Below are 18,244 nucleotides of genomic sequence, written 5' to 3' on the forward strand. Positions count from 1 at the left end.
GTCACCTGCGCACCCCGGCGACCGAGTTATCCAAGCGGTTGCTGGGCGTGCCGGATGGGAGCAGAATCGACGGGGGTAACTCAGACGATCGCTGACACCGTGGGGTGACTGTGATGCGAACGGACGGGGACAGCTGGGACATCGTGACGAGCGTGGGCCTGACCGCCTTGGGCGTCGCCACATTTCGCGCACTCGAGACGATCGATCCCGAGCCGATGATCCGCGACGACTATGCGGCGTGGTTCGTCGAGGCCGCGGGCGACGAGCATTTCGTGCAGATGCTGGCCGACCCGGAGTCCATCGGCAAGATCGAGCGGTTCGGGCGGTTCATGGGTGTCCGGACGAGGTTCTTCGATGAGTTCTTCACCGACGCCTGGCAGCGGGGTGTGCGGCAGGCGGTGATTCTCGCGGCCGGTCTGGATGCGCGGGCGCACCGACTGGATTGGCCCGCGGGCACGGTCGTCTTCGAGATCGATCAGCCCCGGGTGCTGGAGTTCAAGGACCGGGTCCTCGCCGAGCACGGTGCGGTGGCCAAGGCCGACCGGCGCGTGGTGGCGGTCGATCTGCGCGACGATTGGCCCGCTGCGCTCACCGCCGCCGGATTCGATCCCGAACGGCCGGCGGCATGGTCGGCCGAGGGCTTGTTGCCGTTCCTGCCGGGCCGCGCGCACGATGCGCTGTTCGAACGCGTCGACGCCCTGTCCGCACCGGGCAGCTGCGTGGCCACCGACGATTTCGGCCGCGCCGTGGACCCGCACCACTTCGCCGACACGGAGCGGAAGTTCTTCGGCAGCAACCCCTTCGGCAACGTGGATGTGGGCGATCTCTGGTACGACGATGCCCGCGCCGAACCCGGCGGCTGGCTGTCCCAGCACGGCTGGTCGGTCCATCTCATCAGCCCTGTCGACCTGGCCGCCGCCTACGACCACCCGATCACCGACCTGCCCGCCGAACTGCTCGACCTCGTGCGGCAGGCGCACTACGTGACCGCCGACAAGCACGCGTAGATCGACAACGCTCGGCCGGTGTTCGGCGTCGGCCGCCGATGCCCTCGGATCCGCCACTCTTCAATCATCATTTCAATCATTGATTGAAACAGTGATTGAAGCCATGCTTTACTGCCCGTATGACAGAGAACACTCGACAGCTGGAGCGGGCATGAGTAGGCGTGTAGCGGGCAAAGTGGCCCTCATCAGTGGCGGCGCGCGCGGAATGGGCGCCGCGCACGCGCGGGCCCTGGTCGAGCACGGGGCCAGGGTGGTGATCGGCGATCTGCTGGATTCCGAGGGTGAAGCGCTGGCGGCCGAGTTGGGTGCGGCGGCGCGTTTCGTCCACCTCGACGTGACCGACGCCGAGCAGTGGAAACAGGCGGTCGACGTGGCGGTCGAGGAGTTCGGCTCGCTGAGCGTCCTGGTGAACAATGCCGGAATCGTCAACGGCAACACCATCGCCGACTTCGACCCGGCGGCCTGGCGGCAGATCGTCGACATCAATTTGACCGGTACCTTCTTCGGAATCCAGGCGGCGACGACGGCGATGACGTCGGCCGGCGGCGGTTCGATCATCAACATCTCCTCAGTGGAGGGTCTGCGTGGGAGTGTCGGATTGCACGGCTACACCGCCACCAAGTTCGCGGTGCGCGGTCTGACCAAGTCGGCCGCACTGGAGTTGGCGCAGTACAACATTCGCGTGAACTCGGTGCACCCCGGCATGGTGCGCACACCGATGACCGAGGGCATTCCCGAGGACTTCCTGCAGATCCCGCTCGGCCGTGCCGCCACCGCCGAGGAGGTCGCGCATCTCATCGTGTACCTGGCGAGCGACGAGTCCAGCTACACGACCGGCGCGGAGCACGTCATCGACGGCGGCCTGATCGTCGGCGTGCCCCACAAGACGTTCGGATGACGCGCGCACTACCGATTCGAGGATTTGATTCATGACCAACGCCATTGACCTCCAGACGCTCGCCGCGCAGGTGACCGCACAGCTGACCGGCTCGGGCGGTCCGTTCGAAATGACCGTCGAGCAGGTGCTGGGCGCACCGCAGCCGGTGTTCAAGCACCGCCGCGGATCGCTGTTGGAGCTGCTGGAAGCCTCCCGTGACCTGGGCGAACTCGACTACCTGGTGTCCGCGCGCACCCGCTACACCTTCGCCGAGCACTACGCCGCCGCCGGCGCGCTGGCCGCCGCATTGGCCGAGCGCTACGGCGTCGGCAAGGGCGACCGGATCGGCATCCTGGCCGCCAATGCCCCGGAGTGGGTGGTCACCTTCTGGGCCGCCCAGCGGTTGGGCGCGATCCCGGTCGGCTACAACGCGTGGTGGGTGCCGCGCGAGATCGAGTACGGCTTAGCGCATTCCGCCCCGAAGGTGGTGATCGCCGACGCCAAGCGCGCGGCGGTCGTGGCGGAGACCGGCGCCGAAATCCCTGTGCTCACCATCGAAGTCGACCTGCCCGCGCTGATCGCGGAGTTCGCGGGCGGCAACCCGGCGGCGGAGTCGAGCGAGGACGATCCGGCGATCATCCTCTACACCTCCGGCACCACCGGCCGCCCCAAAGGGGTGGTGCACACCCAGCGCAACCTCGTCGCGGTCGCCGACTACCACCGCTTCACCGACGCGCTGGCCGCCGGCTTCCGCGGCCAGGCCTGGGACGGTTCCCCCGCCGGCCGCCGACATCTGGCCACGATGCCGCTGTTCCACATCGCCAGCCTGCACAACATCGCGATCCCGCGCCTCACCACGGGTGACGCGATCATCTTCCCGACCTCGGGCGAGTTCGATGCCGAATCGCTGCTGCGTCTGGTCGAGACCGAGCGGGTCACCAACTGGGCGGCCGTGCCGACGCTGGCCAGTCGCCTGCTGGGCGTGGACATTTCACGCTATGACCTGTCCTCGCTGGCGGCGTTGTCACTCAACTCCGCCCCTTCATCTCCATCGCTCGTACAGCGGCTGCGGGAACGGTTCCCCGTCGCATTGCAGGGTCTGACCACCAGCTACGGCTGCACTGAGTCCGGCACCGCCGCGACCGTGGCCACCCCGCCGGAACTGGCCGCCGACAACGAGACCGTGGGCCGCGCGGTGGTCGGCGTCTCGCTCGAGGTCCGCGACCCCGACGGCAAACCCGTGGCCGACGGCGAAGAGGGCGAGATCTGCATCCGCAGCCCCTACGTCATGCTCGGCTACTGGAACAACGACGACGCCACCAAAGCCGCCATCGACGACGACCGCTGGCTACGCACCGGCGACTTCGGCACGCTGCGCGGCGGCAAGCTCTACATCTCCGGCCGCCGTTCGGATCTCATCCTGCGCGGCGGCGAGAACGTCTATCCCCAGGAGATCGAGAACGTCCTCGACGAACACCCGCTGGTACGCGAATCGGCCGTGATCGGCGTCCCGCACGAGGATCTCGGCCAACAGGTAGCAGCCATCGTCGTGATCGACGACCCCGAGGCCGTGACCGAGGACGAACTGCGCGACCACGTCGCCAGGCACCTGGCCTACTTCAAGGTGCCCGCCCGCTGGCTGGTCACCGCGGATCCGCTGCCGCGCAACGCCACCGGCAAGGTGCTGCGCCGCGACCTCACGCTGGAGAACTGATTTCCACTCGGGCTCGGCGGCAGGTGGCAGGGCACGGCCACCGCCGCGAGCTCGACGGCCTCCCCAGCCCTATCGGCATCTGGCCGAGGCGCCAGACGCCGTAGCCGGACGCGCCCGCCGATCCGGCATTGGACGAACCGGAGTGCCGGGTCCCGCCGGGCGCTCCGCTTTGTCGACTGTGGCGTGGCTCTCTTTGCGGCAGATTGACTGCGACATCGAAGGTCACGCGCAGGGAGTTGAGCAGATGCATCTCGGAGCCGTCGGCACGCTGGACGAGGACCGGACGGAGGCCACCCCCCGCCTCCGCTTCGATCCCGATACGCTGCCGCCCCGTGCGAGGCTGACCTGGCCCGGCGCCCCGGCGTCGCTCACCGAGCTGATCGAGATCTTCTCGGCTCTGGGCCTGCACGTCACCACCCACGAGGTGAGCGTCGAGGGGCTGTGCACCGAGCATCGATTCACCTTCCGGCCCACGACCTTCGGGCTGAGCGAGCCGACGGCCGGGCTGCTCGCGGAGGCGTTCACCGCCGCCACCGCGGGCGAACTGGAGATCGACGGCTTCACCGGTCTGATCGCCACCGCGGGCCTGGCCTGGCAGGACGCGATCCTGGTGCGGGCCGCCTGCCGGTATCTGCGGCAGGCCGGGCTGCGCATGAGCGAACCCAGGATCGCCGAAATCCTCACCGCCCATACTGATTTCGTGCGCAAGTTCGTCGCGCTGTTCCACGCGCGCTTCGATCCCGGGCACCCGGATCGCGCCGCCGCGGTGGCCGAGGCCGACCTCGAGGCCAAGCACCGCCTGGAGTCGGCCACCACCCTGCCCGAGGATCAGCTGCTGCGCGGGCTGTACACCTTCTGCACCGCGGTATTGCGCACCAACTGGTTCCAGCCGAACCGGGCGGTCGCCGCGTTCAAGATCGATCCCGCCCGATTGTCGCTGTCCACGCCGATCACGCCCTATCGCGAGATCTTCGTGCACTCCACCCGGGTCGAGGGCAGTCACGTGCGCGGCGGCGTGATCGCGCGCGGCGGCCTGCGCTGGTCCGATCGTGTCGACGACTTCCGCACCGAGGTGCTGGGCCTGATGAAGACCCAGACGGTGAAGAACTCGGTGATCGTGCCGATGGGCGCCAAGGGCGCGTTCGTCGTGCGCGGCGGCCGCACCGATCCGGCCTCGGCGGAATACGCGTACGCGGCCTTCATCGGCGGCCTGCTCGACGTCACCGACAATGTCGTGGACGGCATCATCACCACCCCCGCGCACACCGTCGTCTACGACGACCCGGATTCGTATCTGGTCGTGGCCGCCGACAAGGGCACCGCCCGCTTCTCGGATCTGGCCAATTCCATTGCGGTGGCCCGCGGTTTCTGGCTGGGCGACGCCTTCGCCTCGGGCGGCTCGACCGGCTACGACCACAAGGCGCTGGGCATCACCGCGCGCGGCGCGTGGCGCTCGATTCGCCAGCATTTCGCCGAACTCGGCATCGATCCCGACACCGAGCCCTTCACCGTCACCGGAATCGGCGACATGTCGGGCGACGTCTTCGGCAACGGCATGCTCGAGACCGACCGCATCCGCCTGGTGGCAGCCTTCGACCACCGGCACATCTTCCTGGACCCCGACCCGGATCCGGTGCTCTCGCACCAGGAACGCACCCGGCTGGCCGGATTGGAGCGCAGCAGCTGGGCCGACTACGACCCCGCGCTGATCTCCGCGGGCGGCGGCGTGTGGCCGCGTACCGCGAAATCGGTGCCGCTCGCACCCGAGGTGCGCGCACGGCTGGGCGTCACCGCCACCGAACTGCCCGCACCCGAGCTGATCCGGGCCATGCTCGGCGCGGAGGTGGACCTGCTGTTCAACGGCGGCATCGGCACCTACGTGCGGGCCCGGGACGAACAGGACGCCGACGTGGCCGACCCGTCCAACGACGAGGTGCGGGTCACCGCGGATCGACTGCGCTGCCGGGTCATCGGCGAGGGCGGCAATCTGGGCCTCACCCAGCAGGCCCGCATCGAATTCGCCGTCGCCGGCGGCAAGGTCAACGCCGATTTCATCGACAATGCCGCGGGCGTGGCCACCTCCGACCGCGAGGTGAACCTCAAGATCGCCCTGGATTCCGCGGTGGCCGCGGGACTGGCGACGGTCGGCGAACGCAATCGGCTGCTGGCGGCCGAAGCCGACGCCGTGGCCCGCGCCGTACTCGCCGACTGCGATCGACAGGCCCTGGCCATCAGCCTCGCCGAGACGCACGCCCCCTTCCTCATCGACCGGCACGGCCGTCTGATCGAGAACCTGGAACACGCGGCCGAACTCGATCGCGCCGCCGAATTCCTGCCCACCCCGGCCGATCTCGCATCCCGCCGCCGCGCGGGCAAGGGACTGGTGCGCCCGGAGATCGCGGTGCTGCTGGCCACCGCCAAGAATCAGGTCCGCGCGGAACTGCTGGCCTCGGATGCGCTGTCGGACCCGGTCGTGTCCGGCACGCTGACGAGCTATTTCCCGGACCGGATCCGGGACCTGCTCGGTGAGCGGCTGCTGAGCGAGCATCCGGTGGCCCGCCAGATCGTGGCGGTGGCCGCGGCCAATCAGGTGATCGACCGGGTCGGCCCCGGCATGATCCACCGCCTCGAGGAGCGGCTCGGCGCGGGCACCCCGCAGATCGTGCTGGCCTGCACCGTCGTCGACGAGGTCCTCGATGTGGACAGCTGGTGGCGTGAGGCGCTGGCGTTGTCCGGCGTCTCCCCGCAGGTTCGCATGGGCATCCTCAAGGGCATTCAGGACGCGGTGGAACAGGCCACCGCCTGGCTGCTCACCCATCGCAGCGCGGCCACCTGGTCGGCCGAAATCGACTGCCACGCACCGATTGTCGCCGAACTGACGGCGGTCCTGCCACGCCCCGGCGGCCACCCCGGCCGGGATCTGGCCAACCTGCGCCTGCTCGCCCAGGCGCTGCCGTTGAGCGACACCGCCCGCCGCCTCGGGCTCCCGGTGGCGCTGGTCACCCAGACCTACCGGGAACTCGGCGACCTGATCGGCTTGGATTGGCTGGCAACGACATTCGCCGCCACCCGCACCGCCGACCACTGGGAGACCCTCGCGGCCGCGGTGCTGTGCGATGAACTGCAATCGCGCTGGCACAGCCTGGCGGCGGCGGTGCTGTCGCGGGCCACCCCCGCCGATTCGGCCCGCGACCGGGTCGCGGCCTGGAAGTCCACCCCTGCCGCGCCGCGGCTGATGGAACTGGTGGCGGGCCTGCGCCGGGCCGGAACGGTCGATATCGCCCGGCTGTGCGTGGTCAACGCCGAATTGGCGACCGCCACGCTCACCGGCAACGAGTAGCGCGGATCAGCGGCGGGCCACGACCGCCAGCAGCAGTTCGGCGCGAACCAGCGCTTGGTCGAGCGTGCAGCCCAGCACCGATTCGATCCGGGCCACCCGGCTGCGCAGGGTGTGCCGGTGCACGCCGAGCGCGGTGGCGGCGGTCTCCCATTGGCCGTGGGCCTCGAGGTAGGCGCGCAGCGAGCCGATGAGGTCGGTGCCGTGCCGCTCGTCGTAGTCGACGAGCGGCTGCAGCATGGCCTCGGACACCGCGCCGAGGACGCGCTGGGCCTCCGGGAACGCCAGCAGCGCGTGGCCCGCGAGCGAGGCCAACTCCAGCGGGCGCGCTCCGGGCAGCGCCGCCGAGGCGGCCAGCTCGGCATTGTCGACCGCGGCGCTGAAGCGGCGCAACGGATGCGGGGAACTCAGGCCCGCCCGAACCGCGGCGCGCGTGTCCGGGGGCAGGCCCGCGAGGAGTTGTTCGGCGATATCGTCGGTGTCGGAGCCGCGCAGCAGGACCGCGGCGCGTTCACCCGCGGCGTGCGCGAACAGCTGGCGGTTGAGCGGGCGCAGCCGCGCGTCGATCGCGTCCAGGACTTCGGCGGCGGCCTCGGGCCCGGCACACCACAGCACGAGCGCGCGGATGCGACCGGTGCGGTCGGCGGCGGCGGTCAGATGCTGCCACATGCTGTCGAGGTCGCCCGGCTGCTGCAGCAGCATGGCGATGGCCTGGGAGTTCAAGTCGTTCTGGGCCATCCGCAGCCGGGCGGGCTTCTCGAAGTCGAGGGCCAGCAGTGAGCTGGCGTGACCGAGTAGCACCTGATCGACGGGACTGAGCGCGGTGGGGGCGACCACCGCGAGGTGGCCGTGCACGGTCTGGCCGGCGCTGATCGCCTGCAGTACGAGGTACTGCCCCGAGGACAGCTGGATCACGCCGCTGCCGGCGCTCTCGCCGTGCGTGGCGACGAATTCGCCGATGCGGTCGAGAATCTCGGCCGCGGGCGCGCGCGGGTGTGCCTCGGTGACGGCGCTGTCACCCCCGACGACGAGCACCGTCGCCGACAGCGCCGCGGACAATTCCTTGATGACCGCGTGCACGCCCTGAATGGCCGCCCGGGTCATGCGTGGCTGCGCCCGAGAGGCGCGCAGCACCTTCTCGTACTCCTGTTCGGCGAGCCGCTGCATGACCTTCTTGGTGATGGCGGCGAACGGCGTCGGCAGCGGTACTTCGAACAGCGGCACCCCGAGCCGGTCGGCGGCCTCGACCAGATCCTCGGGCACCGTCTCGTGCGAGAGCCCGACGCCGAATCCGACGCCGGCGACCCCGGCCGCGCCGAGGTCCTCGAAGTAGCGCAGCCGGTCGGCGCGACTGAGCGGCAAACCCATCCCGGTGGTCAGCACCAGTTCGCCCCCGGACAGCCACTGCTGCGGTTCGATCAGCTCGGAGGTGAGGACCAGGCTGATGGCCCGTCCGAGCCCGCTCGCGCCGCCCTTGAGGACCAGGCTCAGCTCGGGTTGGGACAGGACCCATCGGACAGGTATTCCCGCGTTCACAGCGCTCCCATAGCAATCTGGACGATCTGTCGAATCCGAATTCTGCTCCCACGCCGATCCGGCAGGTGACGCGGGGGTGTGTTGCGCAGCACACTAACTGGCAACCCCACAGAACGCACTTTCGAACGAGATCGGGCACACACATGACGAATGAGCTGCTCCGCAACTACATCGATGGCCGGCTGGTGGCCGCCACCACGTCGGAGTCGTTCGAACTGATCAGCCCCGTGGACGAAGCGGTGACCGGCCTCAGCCCGATCTCCGGCCGGGCCGATATCGATGCCGCCGTCGCCGCCGCCACCCGCGCCCTCCCCGCCTGGAAGGCGACCACCCCGAGTCAGCGGCAGGCCGCGCTGCTGAAGCTGGCCGACGCCATCGAGGCCAACGCCGACGCGCTCGTCGAGGCGCAGTGCCGCGAGACCGGCCAGCCCAAGCATCTGGTCGCGTCCGAGGAGGTCGCCGCCGGCGCCGATCACCTGCGCTTCTTCGCGGGCGCCGCGCGCATGCTCGAGGGCAAGTCGGCCGGCGAGTACATGTCCGGGTTCACCTCGTATGTGCGCCGGGAGCCGATCGGCGTGATCGGGCAGGTGACCCCGTGGAACTACCCGCTGATGATGGCCATCTGGAAGATCGGCCCGGCGCTGGCGACCGGGAACACGGTGGTGCTCAAGCCCAGCGACACCACCCCGGGCAGCACCCTGCTGCTGGCCGAGCTGTCGCACGGCATCCTGCCCGACGGCGTGCTCAATGTGGTGCTGGGCACCGCGAGCACCGGCGCGACCCTGGTGAGCCACCCCGCCCTGGACATGGTGGCGATCACCGGTTCGGTGCGGGCGGGCATCGCGGTGGCCGAGGCCGCCGCCGCGCAGGTCAAGCGCGCGCACCTCGAACTCGGCGGCAACGCGCCGGTGGTGATCTTCGGCGACGCCGATCTGGCGCTGGCCGCCGACCGCATCGGTGACGCCGCCTTCTTCAACGCCGGACAGGACTGCACCGCCGCCACCCGGGTGCTGGTGCACGAGTCGGTGCACGACGACTTCGTCGAGGCGCTGGTGAAGAAGGCGCGGACGGTGAAGCCGGGCCTGCCCGACGATCCCGAGGCCGCCTACGGCCCGCTCAACAACATCCGGCACTTCGAGTCGGTCGTCGGCAAGATCGCGGAGCTGCCCGCGCACGCCACCGTCGTCACCGGCGGCGAGCGGGTCGGCGAGCGCGGCTTCTACCTCGCCCCGACCGTCATCACCGGTGTGCGCCAGGACGATCCGATCGTGCAGGAGGAGATCTTCGGCCCGGTCATCACCGTGCAGACCTTCACCGACGAGGCCGCTGCCGTGCAGCTCGCCAACGACGTCGTCTACGGCCTGGCCTCGAGCATCTGGACCCGCGATCACGGTGTGGTGCAGCGTGTTTCGTCGTCCCTGGACTTCGGCGCGGTGTGGGTCAACTGCCATATCCCGCTGGTGGCGGAGATGCCGCACGGCGGGTTCAAGCGCTCCGGCTACGGCAAGGACCTCTCCGCCTACGGCGTGGAGGACTACACCCGCGTCAAGCACGTGATGAGCGCGCACGACTGAGTTCACCGCCGCTACCCGACCTGTAACCACTTTCCGCAGAAAGACTTTCGATGACCGAGATCACCTACCGGCTCCCGCAGCAGCGGGTGCTGACCACCGCTCTACCGGGCCCGCGCTCGCAGGAGCTGGCCGCCCGCCGCAAGGCCGCCGTCGCGGCCGGGGTGGGTTCCACCGCGCCGGTGTACGCGGCCGATGCCGACGGCGCCGTCATCGTCGACGTCGACGGCAACTCGCTGATCGACCTGGCCGCCGGTATCGCGGTGACCAATGTCGGCGCGTCGCATCCCAAGGTGGTCGCGGCGGTGCGGGAGCAGGTCGAGCGGTTCACGCACACCTGTTTCATGGTCACCCCGTACGAGGCGTACATCGAGGTGTGCGAGCAGCTCTCTGCGCTGACCCCCGGCGATCACGAGAAGCGCAGCGTCCTGTTCAACTCCGGCGCGGAAGCGGTGGAGAACGCGGTCAAGGTGGCGCGCCTGGCCACCGGCCGGACCGCGGTGGTCGCCTTCGACCACGCCTATCACGGCCGCACCAACCTGACCATGGCGCTGACCGCGAAATCCATGCCGTACAAGTCGCATTTCGGGCCGTTCGCGCCCGAGGTGTACCGGATGCCGATGTCCTACCCGTTCCGCGACGGTGGCCTGGACGGTGTGGCCGCCGCCCGTGAGGCGATCACCCGGATCGAAAAGCAGATCGGCGCGGATTCGGTGGCGGCGATCATCATCGAGCCGATCCAGGGCGAGGGCGGATTCATCGTGCCCGCGGCCGGCTTCCTGCCGACGCTGGTGGAGTGGGCGCGCGCGAACGGCGTGGTGTTCATCGCCGACGAGGTGCAGACCGGTTTCGCGCGCACCGGCGAGTGGTTCGCCTGCGATCACGAGGGTGTGGTCCCCGACATCATCACCATGGCCAAGGGCATCGCCGGCGGTATGCCGCTCTCGGCCATCACCGGCCGCGCCGAGCTGCTCGACGCCGTGCACGCAGGTGGCCTGGGCGGCACCTACGGCGGCAACCCCGTCGCGTGCGCCGCGGCGCTGGCCGCCATCGAGGCCATTCGCGATCACGATCTGCCCGCCCGCGCCCGCCACATCGGCGAGACGGCGCTGACACGCTTCCACGCACTGGCACAAGAGGTTCCGGCCGTGGGCGACGTGCGCGGCCGCGGCGCGATGCTGGCGCTCGAGTTCGTCCGCCCCGGCACCACCGAACCCGACGCCGCGCTGACCGCCGCCGTCGCCAAGCGCTGCCTCGAGCAGGGAGTGCTCACCCTGACCTGCGGCACCTACGGCAATGTCATTCGACTGCTGCCGCCGCTGGTGATCAGCGACGAGCTGCTCGACGAGGCGCTGACGGTGCTGTGCACCGCCATCAGCGAGCTCGCGGGCTGACAGAGGGCTGGGAGAACAATGTTGGAATACGACAAGATCAGCGCCCTCGTCCCCACCGGGATGTGGATCGACGGGGAGTCCCTCCCGGCCGCCGGCGGCCGCACCTTCGCGGTCCACGATCCGGCCGGCGGTGAGCTCCTCACCGAGGTCGCCGACGCGAACGGCGAGGATGCCCTGCGCGCCCTCGACTCGGCCTGCCGCGCCCAATCTGCTTGGGCCGCAACGTCTCCGCGGGAACGCTCGACGATCCTGCGCCGCGCCTGGGAGATCCTGCTCGAACACACCGAGGACATCGCGCTGCTGATGACCCTGGAAATGGGCAAGACCCTCGCCGAAGCGCGCGGCGAGGTCGCCTACGGCGGCGAATTCCTGCGCTGGTTCAGCGAGGAGGCGGTGCGCGTCGGCGGCCGGTACACCGAATCCCCCGCCGGAACCGGGCGCATCCTGGTCACCCAGCAGCCGGTCGGCCCGTGCCTGGCGATCACGCCGTGGAACTTCCCGCTGGCCATGGGCGCTCGCAAGATCGCCCCGGCGCTGGCCGCGGGCTGCACCGTCATCGTGAAACCCGCCGAGGACACCCCGCTGACCACGCTGGCCCTGGCCCGGATCTTCGCCGAGGCCGGTCTGCCCGCGGGCGTGCTGTCGGTGCTGCCGGGCAGCGACGCCGCGGCCATCACCGCGCCGCTGCTGGCGGACCCGCGCCTGCGCAAGGTCACCTTCACCGGTTCGACCCGGGTGGGCAAACTGCTGCTGCGCCAGGCCGCCGACAATGTCCTGCGGACCTCGATGGAGCTGGGCGGCAACGCCCCGTTCATCGTGTTCGAGGACGCCGACCTGGACCAGGCGCTGGCCGGGGCGATGGCGGCGAAGATGCGCAATGGCGGCGAGGCGTGCACCGCGGCCAACCGCATCTACGTGCACAACTCGATTCGCGCGGAGTTCGCCTCGCGCCTGGCCGAGAAGATCGGCGCACTGCGCGTCGGACCCGGGTACGCACCGGGCGTCGACACCGGCCCGCTGATCAACGAGCGGCAGCGCAAAACCGTTGCGGCACTGGTGGACGACGCCGTCGCCGCCGGCGCGGTGGTCCGCACCGGCGGTCAGATCATCGACGGGCCGGGCTGGTTCTTCCAGCCCACCGTGCTCGACGAGGTGCCGCGCACCGCGCGCATGCACCGCGAGGAGATCTTCGGCCCGGTCGCCGCCGTCTACGGCTTCGACACCGAGGACGAGGTCGTGGCCCTGGCCAATGACACCGAATACGGCTTGGCCGCCTACTTCTACACGCGGGACCTGGATCGCGCGCTGCGGGTGTCCGCCGCGCTCGAGGCCGGCATGGTCGGCGTGAACCGCGGCGTCATCTCCGACCCGGCGGCCCCGTTCGGCGGGGTGAAGCAGTCCGGTCTGGGCAGTGAGGGCGGATCCGAAGGGATCCACGAGTATCTCGACACCAAATACGTCGCGCTGACCCGCTGACGTCATCCCCCGGCACCCCGGCCCCTGCGCCGGATCCGGTGCCAACCCGGTCTCCGGCAATGACGCCGCCGATCGGTTCGCCACCGCGGCGCGGTGTGGTCGAGGGCCCCGGCCTCCGACCACACCACACCCCGTACCAGGAGCTTGAATGCTCGTACAGAACGCCTCCGAGACGGCAGAGCCCGCTCAGGACGACACCGCTTCCAGCGGTAAGGGATTGGCCACCGACAAGGTCGGCACCCTGGCCGGCGCGGTCCTGAGTATCGCGTCCATCGCCCCCGCCTACACCACCACGGCCAGCGTCGGCCTGATCGTCGCGGCGGTCGGTTTGAAGATGCCCGCCCTGCTGATCGCCGGGTTCGTTCCGATGTTCCTGGCGGCCTTCGCCTACCGCGAGTTCAGCGCCGAGACGCCGGACTGCGGAGCCTCCTTCACCTGGTCGGCGCGCTCGCTGGGACCTTATGTCGGCTGGATGGCCGGCTGGGGTTCGGTGATCGCGGTGGTCATCGTGCTCGCCAATATCGCCGCGGTGGGAGCGGAGTTCCTCTATCTGGTCATCGGCCGGATGACGCACTCGGAATACATTGCGGCACTGGGCGAGAACAAGCTCATCAATATCCTCACCACCCTGGCGTTCCTGGCCGCGGCCGGGTGGGCGGCCAGTCGCGGCATCAGTTCCAGCGAACGGGTGCAGTACGTGCTGGTCGGATTCCAGCTGACCGTGCTGCTGCTGTTCGCGGGCATCGCCCTGGCCAAGGCGCTCAGCGGCGATACGCCGTCGGGGCTGAGCTTCAGCCTCGACTGGTTCAACCCGCTGACCGGACTCACGCTGGGCGCCTTCGCGATCGGATTGATCGGCTCGGTGTTCATGTACTGGGGCTGGGACACCGCGCTCACCCTCGGCGAGGAGTGCAAGGACCCCCAGCGCACACCCGGTCGCGCCGGACTGCTGTCGATCCTGACCGTGCTGGGCACCTATCTGCTGCTGGCGGTCGCGCTCATGTGGTACGCCGGGGTCGGCGACACCGGCATCGGCCTGGGCGGGGAGAAGGCCCGCAACAATGTCTTCGGCACGCTGGCCGAACCGGTGATGGGCAGCGCGGGCGAACTGCTGCTGTTCCTGGCCGTGCTGGTGTCCACCATCGCCAGCCTGCAGGCCACCTTCCTGCCCGCCGCGCGCGCCATGCTCGCCATGGGCACGTTCAAGGCGCTGCCCGAGCGGTTTTCGTCGGTGCACCCGGTGTACCAGGTGCCGCGTTTCAGCACCGCGGTCGCCGCGGTCGTGGCCGGTGGTCTGTACGCGATCACCGCGCTGCTGTCCGAGCACGTGCTGCTCGACACCATCGCCGCGCTGGGCATCATGATCTGCTGGTACTACGGCATCACCGCGTTCGCCTCGGTCTGGTACTTCCGCAAGCGGTGGTTCGCCTCCCCGCGCGACACCGTGTTCAAGCTCGTGTTCCCGCTACTGGGCGGGGCCATGCTGCTGGTGGTGTTCGCCATCTCGGTCCGCGAGAGCCTGAAGCCCGAAGTCGGCAGCGGCGCTTCGATTCTCGGCATCGGACTGGTCTTCTACCTCGGCTTCGGGATCCTGGCGCTGGGCGCGGTGCTCATGCTGATCCAGCGCTGGCGGCAGCCGGAGTACTTCCAGGGCAAGACCTTGCCGCGCGCGAAGTCGGGCGACCCGATGCCCGAACCCGTGGCGCCCCATTTCAGCGGGCACTAGCGCGCCGCACACTTTCGACAATCAGGAGTAGTCATGCACGTCATCACTTGTTTCGAACCGCCCGTTTCGCATGCGCGAGTACAGGATCCGGTCCGCCCGCCGCTGCGGGTCGCACTCGTCCAGCACCGCTGGCAGGCCGACGGCGAGGCCATGATCGCCGAGCTGAACGAGGGCATCGGTCGCGCGGCCGAGCTGGGCGCCAAGGCGGTCTTCCTGCCCGAGGTCACGCTGAGCAAGTACCCGGCCTTCGTGCGCGGCGGCGAGAATCCGGGCGCCGACGCCGAAGACCTGACCACCGGCCCGACCTTCACCTTCGCGGCCAAGGCGGCCATCGAGCACGGCGTGTTCGTGCACGCCTCGCTCTACGAGCGCGCCGACGAGGGCGACGGGCTCGGCTTCAACACCGCGATCCTGGTGTCCCCCACCGGCGAACTGGTCGGCCGCACCCGCAAGCTGCACATTCCGGTGTCGGCCGGCTACTACGAGGACACCTACTTCCGGGCCGGACCCGCCACCGACGAGGCCTACCAGCCGCACAGCCACCCCGATCTCGGCGCGGCGCGCATCGGCATGCCGACCTGCTGGGACGAGTGGTTCCCCGAGGTCGCCCGCATGTACTCGCTCGCCGGCGCCGACATCATCGTCTACCCGACCGCCATCGGCTCCGAGCCCACCTTCCCGGCCTTCGACACCCAGCCGCTGTGGCAGCACGTGATCGTCGGAAACGGCATCACCGCAGGCACTTTCATGGTGGTGCCCAACCGCTACGGCGACGAAGGCGAGATCACCTTTTACGGTTCCTCGTTCATCTCCGACCCGTACGGCCGCGTGCTGGTGCAGGCCCCGCGCGACGAATCCGCGGTGCTGGTGGCCGATCTGGATCTGGATCAGCGCAGCGACTGGCTGACGCTGTTCCCGTTCCTGGACACCCGCCGCCCCGACACCTACGCCCGGCTGACCGCGCCGGTCGACACCGAGCACCCCTTCGGGCGGGCCTGATGACCTGGCGTATGCCCGCCGAACACGGGCCGCACCGCCGCACCTGGATGGCGTTCCCGCCCGAGGGTTCGGAGATCACCGCGACCCCCGAGGCGACCGACGAGGCCCGCACCGCCTGGACCGCGGTCGCGCACGCGGTGGCCGAGTTCGAACCGGTGACCATGGTCGTCGATCCGGCCGACGTCGGCGCGGCCCGGCGCACCCTGTCCGCGGCGATAGACATCGTGGTGGCGCCGCTCGACGACGCCTGGATGCGTGATATCGGGCCGACCTTCGTGCATGCCGCCGACGGTTCGGTGGCGGCCGTGAACTGGGTGTTCAACGGCTGGGGCCAGCAGGATTGGGCCGCCTGGGACAACGATCGCGAGATCGGACGGGCGGTCGCGGCGGCGGCCGGGATCCCGGTCGTCGAGTCGGCGCTGGTGAACGAGGGCGGCGGCATCCAGGTCGACGGCGCGGGCACGGTCATCCTCACCGACACCGTGCAGCTGGACCCGTTCCGCAATCCGGGCCTGTCCAAGGCCGAGGTCGAGGCCGAACTGCGGCGCACCATCGGCATCGACACCGCGATCTGGCTGCCGCGCGGACTGTGGCGCGATTCGCAGCGCTTCGGCACCCGCGGGCACTCCGACATCGTGGCGGCATTGCCCGCTCCGGGCGTGGTGCTGGTGCACGACCAGCGCGACGGCGAGCATCCCGACCACGCGCTCAGCCTCGAGCTGATGAAGCAGTTCGCGAACGAGACGACCTCCGCCGGAAAGCCTTTCACGGTGGTCCCGCTGCCCGCGCCGCGCACGCTGCGCGACGCGGAGGGGTTCGTCGACTACAGCTACATCAATCACTACGTCTGCAACGGCGCGGTCATCCTGTGCGGGTTCGACGACCCGAACGACGCCGAGGCCGCGGCCGTGCTGGCCGAGGTCTATCCCGGACGGACCATCGTCACCGTCGACGCGCGGCCGATCTTCGCGCGCGGCGGCGGCATCCACTGCATCACCCAGAACGAACCGCTGCCGGTCCCTGCCGGGCGGTAGCGGGCTCACCCGCACGGACACCGGACCGTCACGCCACTCCGGCGAATGAGGGGCGGCCCGGTGCGCCGAATCGGCGCGGGCATGATCGTGACCGCGCCCACATACTGAAATAGCAACCTTCGGGCTATCCGGAGGTCCCCCGAAATTACCGGTTAAGGAGCTCTCGTGGCTGTCATCACTCGTGACGTCGTGATCGTGGGTGCCGGACCCTCCGGCCTCACCGCTGCGGCGGAATTACGGAAGGCCGGCCTGACGGTGGCGGTACTGGAGGCCCGCGATCGGGTCGGCGGCCGCACCTGGACCGGCGACGTCGACGGCGCCATGATCGAGATCGGCGGCCAGTGGCTGTCCCCGCACCACACCGCCGCGCTGGCGCTCGTCCAGGAACTCGGGCTGGAGACCTTCTCCCGCTACCGCGACGGCGAATCGGTCTACCTGGCCGCCGACGGCACCCGCCAGCAATTCGTCGGCGACGTCTTCCCCGCGGCCCCCGAGACCGCCGCCGAGATCGACCGGCTGCTCGAGCTGCTCGACGAACTGGCGGCCGAGGTCGGCGCCGAGGCCCCGTGGACGCATCCGCAAGCGGCGGAACTGGATTCGGTGCCGTTCAGCATCTGGCTCGAACGCCAGTCCGACAACGAGTACGCCCGCGAGACGGTGTCGTTCTACGTCGCCGGGGCCATGCTGACCAAGCCCGCGCACACCTTCTCCACCCTGCAGGCCCTGCACATGGCCGCCGCGCAGGGCTCCTACACCTCGCTGGCCACCGACACCTTCATGCTCGACAAGCGCGTCATCGGCGGCATGCAGCAGGTGTCGCAGCGTTTGGCCGCCACCCTCGGCGAGGATCTGCATCTGGGTGCGCCGGTGCGCCGGATCCAGTGGTCCGAGGCCGGGGTGACGGCCTTCGCCGACGGTGATCTCGAGGTGCGCGCGAGCCGCCTGGTGCTGGCGGTGCCGCCGAACCTGTACGCCGGCATCAGCTTCGATCCCCCGCTGCCGCGCCGCCGCCACCAGATGTACCAGCACATGTCGTTCGGCTTCGTGGTCAAGGTGCACGCGGTGTACGAAACCCCGTTCTGGCGCGCTAAGGGCCTGTCCGGCACCGGTTTCAGCGATACCGACATGGTCTCGGAGGTGTACGACAACACCAACCACGGCATGGACAACGGCGCCATGGTCGGCTTCATCGCCCACGAGCAGGCCGACGCGTACTTCGCCATGGGTCCGGCCGAACGCAAGCGGGCCGCGCTCGACTGCCTGGTGCGCTACCTGGGCCCCGAAGCCGCCGAACCGGTCGTCTTCTACGAATCCGATTGGGGCTCCGAGGAATGGACGCGCGGCGCCTACGGCGTCAGCTTCGACCTCGGCGGTATGACCCGCTACGGCCACGATCACCGGGACCCGATCGGGCCCATGCACTTCGCCTGCTCGGACCTGGCCGGCCACGGCTTCCAGCACGTCGACGGCGCGGTCCGGATGGGCAAGGCGGCGGCCGCCGCCATCGTGGCGCAGCACAGTCTGGTCTGACGCACCTCGATGGGCGATCGGGGGGACCGCTACACTGGGCCAC

Annotated in this window: 12 protein-coding genes; 11 read left to right on the top strand and 1 reads right to left on the bottom strand. The window is 69.8% G+C overall.

Annotated features, from left to right (window positions below; translation table 11 throughout):
- Positions 1 to 113 precede the first annotated feature (113 nt).
- The 4 genes from ABZ382_RS02465 (at position 114) to ABZ382_RS02480 (ending at position 6,938) form a co-directional block, all read left to right on the top strand.
- Entirely contained in the window at positions 114 to 1,007 is an 894-nt protein-coding gene (locus ABZ382_RS02465) for a class I SAM-dependent methyltransferase (RefSeq protein ID WP_357082754.1), read from the top strand.
- A 151-nt stretch (positions 1,008 to 1,158) separates the two neighbouring features.
- Positions 1,159 to 1,905 carry a glucose 1-dehydrogenase gene (locus ABZ382_RS02470; RefSeq protein WP_357082757.1) on the top strand — a complete coding sequence of 249 codons (747 nt, stop codon included), beginning with the start codon at positions 1,159 to 1,161 and terminating at the stop codon, positions 1,903 to 1,905.
- A gap of 31 nt (positions 1,906 to 1,936) precedes the next feature.
- Complete coding sequence (locus ABZ382_RS02475; RefSeq protein ID WP_357082760.1) at positions 1,937 to 3,598, top strand: class I adenylate-forming enzyme family protein; 1,662 nt, start codon at positions 1,937 to 1,939, stop codon at positions 3,596 to 3,598.
- A gap of 244 nt (positions 3,599 to 3,842) precedes the next feature.
- Positions 3,843 to 6,938, top strand: a complete 3,096-nt coding sequence (locus ABZ382_RS02480; protein WP_357082763.1) for an NAD-glutamate dehydrogenase domain-containing protein — start codon at positions 3,843 to 3,845, stop codon at positions 6,936 to 6,938.
- A 6-nt stretch (positions 6,939 to 6,944) separates the two neighbouring features.
- On the opposite strand, the gene ABZ382_RS02485 is transcribed toward ABZ382_RS02480, so the two are convergent.
- A complete protein-coding gene (locus tag ABZ382_RS02485) occupies positions 6,945 to 8,471 on the bottom strand; it encodes a PucR family transcriptional regulator ligand-binding domain-containing protein (RefSeq protein ID WP_357082766.1) in 1,527 nt (508 codons plus the stop codon).
- 143 nt (positions 8,472 to 8,614) lie between these two features.
- On the opposite strand from ABZ382_RS02485, the gene ABZ382_RS02490 reads away from it, so the two are divergent.
- The 7 genes from ABZ382_RS02490 (at position 8,615) to ABZ382_RS02520 (ending at position 18,201) form a co-directional block, all read left to right on the top strand.
- On the top strand, positions 8,615 to 10,045 hold the full coding sequence (locus tag ABZ382_RS02490) for an aminobutyraldehyde dehydrogenase (protein ID WP_357082769.1): 1,431 nt from the start codon (positions 8,615 to 8,617) through the stop codon (positions 10,043 to 10,045).
- A 50-nt stretch (positions 10,046 to 10,095) separates the two neighbouring features.
- Positions 10,096 to 11,436, top strand: coding sequence for a 4-aminobutyrate--2-oxoglutarate transaminase (gene gabT, locus ABZ382_RS02495; protein ID WP_357082772.1), 1,341 nt, complete (start codon positions 10,096 to 10,098; stop codon positions 11,434 to 11,436).
- Between the two features lie 18 nt (positions 11,437 to 11,454).
- Positions 11,455 to 12,912 (top strand): NAD-dependent succinate-semialdehyde dehydrogenase, encoded by a 1,458-nt coding sequence (locus ABZ382_RS02500; RefSeq protein ID WP_357082775.1) that lies wholly within the window; start codon positions 11,455 to 11,457, stop codon positions 12,910 to 12,912.
- Between the two features lie 148 nt (positions 12,913 to 13,060).
- Complete coding sequence (locus tag ABZ382_RS02505) at positions 13,061 to 14,638, top strand: APC family permease (protein WP_357082778.1); 1,578 nt, start codon at positions 13,061 to 13,063, stop codon at positions 14,636 to 14,638.
- Between the two features lie 33 nt (positions 14,639 to 14,671).
- Positions 14,672 to 15,637 (top strand): nitrilase-related carbon-nitrogen hydrolase, encoded by a 966-nt coding sequence (locus ABZ382_RS02510; protein ID WP_357082781.1) that lies wholly within the window; start codon positions 14,672 to 14,674, stop codon positions 15,635 to 15,637.
- Entirely contained in the window at positions 15,637 to 16,671 is a 1,035-nt protein-coding gene (locus ABZ382_RS02515) for an agmatine deiminase family protein (RefSeq protein ID WP_357082784.1), read from the top strand. The genes ABZ382_RS02510 and ABZ382_RS02515 overlap by 1 nt, the downstream gene beginning before the upstream one ends.
- Positions 16,672 to 16,836: 165 nt before the next feature.
- Positions 16,837 to 18,201 carry an NAD(P)/FAD-dependent oxidoreductase gene (locus ABZ382_RS02520; RefSeq protein ID WP_357082787.1) on the top strand — a complete coding sequence of 455 codons (1,365 nt, stop codon included), beginning with the start codon at positions 16,837 to 16,839 and terminating at the stop codon, positions 18,199 to 18,201.
- Positions 18,202 to 18,244: the final 43 nt, after the last annotated feature.

The sequence above is a fragment of the Nocardia sp. NPDC005825 genome, from assembly GCF_040630175.1.
Classification (GTDB): domain Bacteria; phylum Actinomycetota; class Actinomycetes; order Mycobacteriales; family Mycobacteriaceae; genus Nocardia.

Excerpts from the sequence above, each read along its gene's own strand:
- ABZ382_RS02465 (WP_357082754.1), top strand. The coding sequence starts at position 114 with ATGCGAACGGACGGGGACAGCTGGGACATCGTGACGAGCGTGGGCCTG.
- ABZ382_RS02470 (WP_357082757.1), top strand. The coding sequence starts at position 1,159 with ATGAGTAGGCGTGTAGCGGGCAAAGTGGCCCTCATCAGTGGCGGCGCG.
- ABZ382_RS02475 (WP_357082760.1), top strand. The coding sequence starts at position 1,937 with ATGACCAACGCCATTGACCTCCAGACGCTCGCCGCGCAGGTGACCGCA.
- ABZ382_RS02480 (WP_357082763.1), top strand. The coding sequence starts at position 3,843 with ATGCATCTCGGAGCCGTCGGCACGCTGGACGAGGACCGGACGGAGGCC.
- ABZ382_RS02490 (WP_357082769.1), top strand. The coding sequence starts at position 8,615 with ATGACGAATGAGCTGCTCCGCAACTACATCGATGGCCGGCTGGTGGCC.
- gabT (WP_357082772.1), top strand. The coding sequence starts at position 10,096 with ATGACCGAGATCACCTACCGGCTCCCGCAGCAGCGGGTGCTGACCACC.
- ABZ382_RS02500 (WP_357082775.1), top strand. The coding sequence starts at position 11,455 with ATGTTGGAATACGACAAGATCAGCGCCCTCGTCCCCACCGGGATGTGG.
- ABZ382_RS02505 (WP_357082778.1), top strand. The coding sequence starts at position 13,061 with ATGCTCGTACAGAACGCCTCCGAGACGGCAGAGCCCGCTCAGGACGAC.
- ABZ382_RS02510 (WP_357082781.1), top strand. The coding sequence starts at position 14,672 with ATGCACGTCATCACTTGTTTCGAACCGCCCGTTTCGCATGCGCGAGTA.
- ABZ382_RS02515 (WP_357082784.1), top strand. The coding sequence starts at position 15,637 with ATGACCTGGCGTATGCCCGCCGAACACGGGCCGCACCGCCGCACCTGG.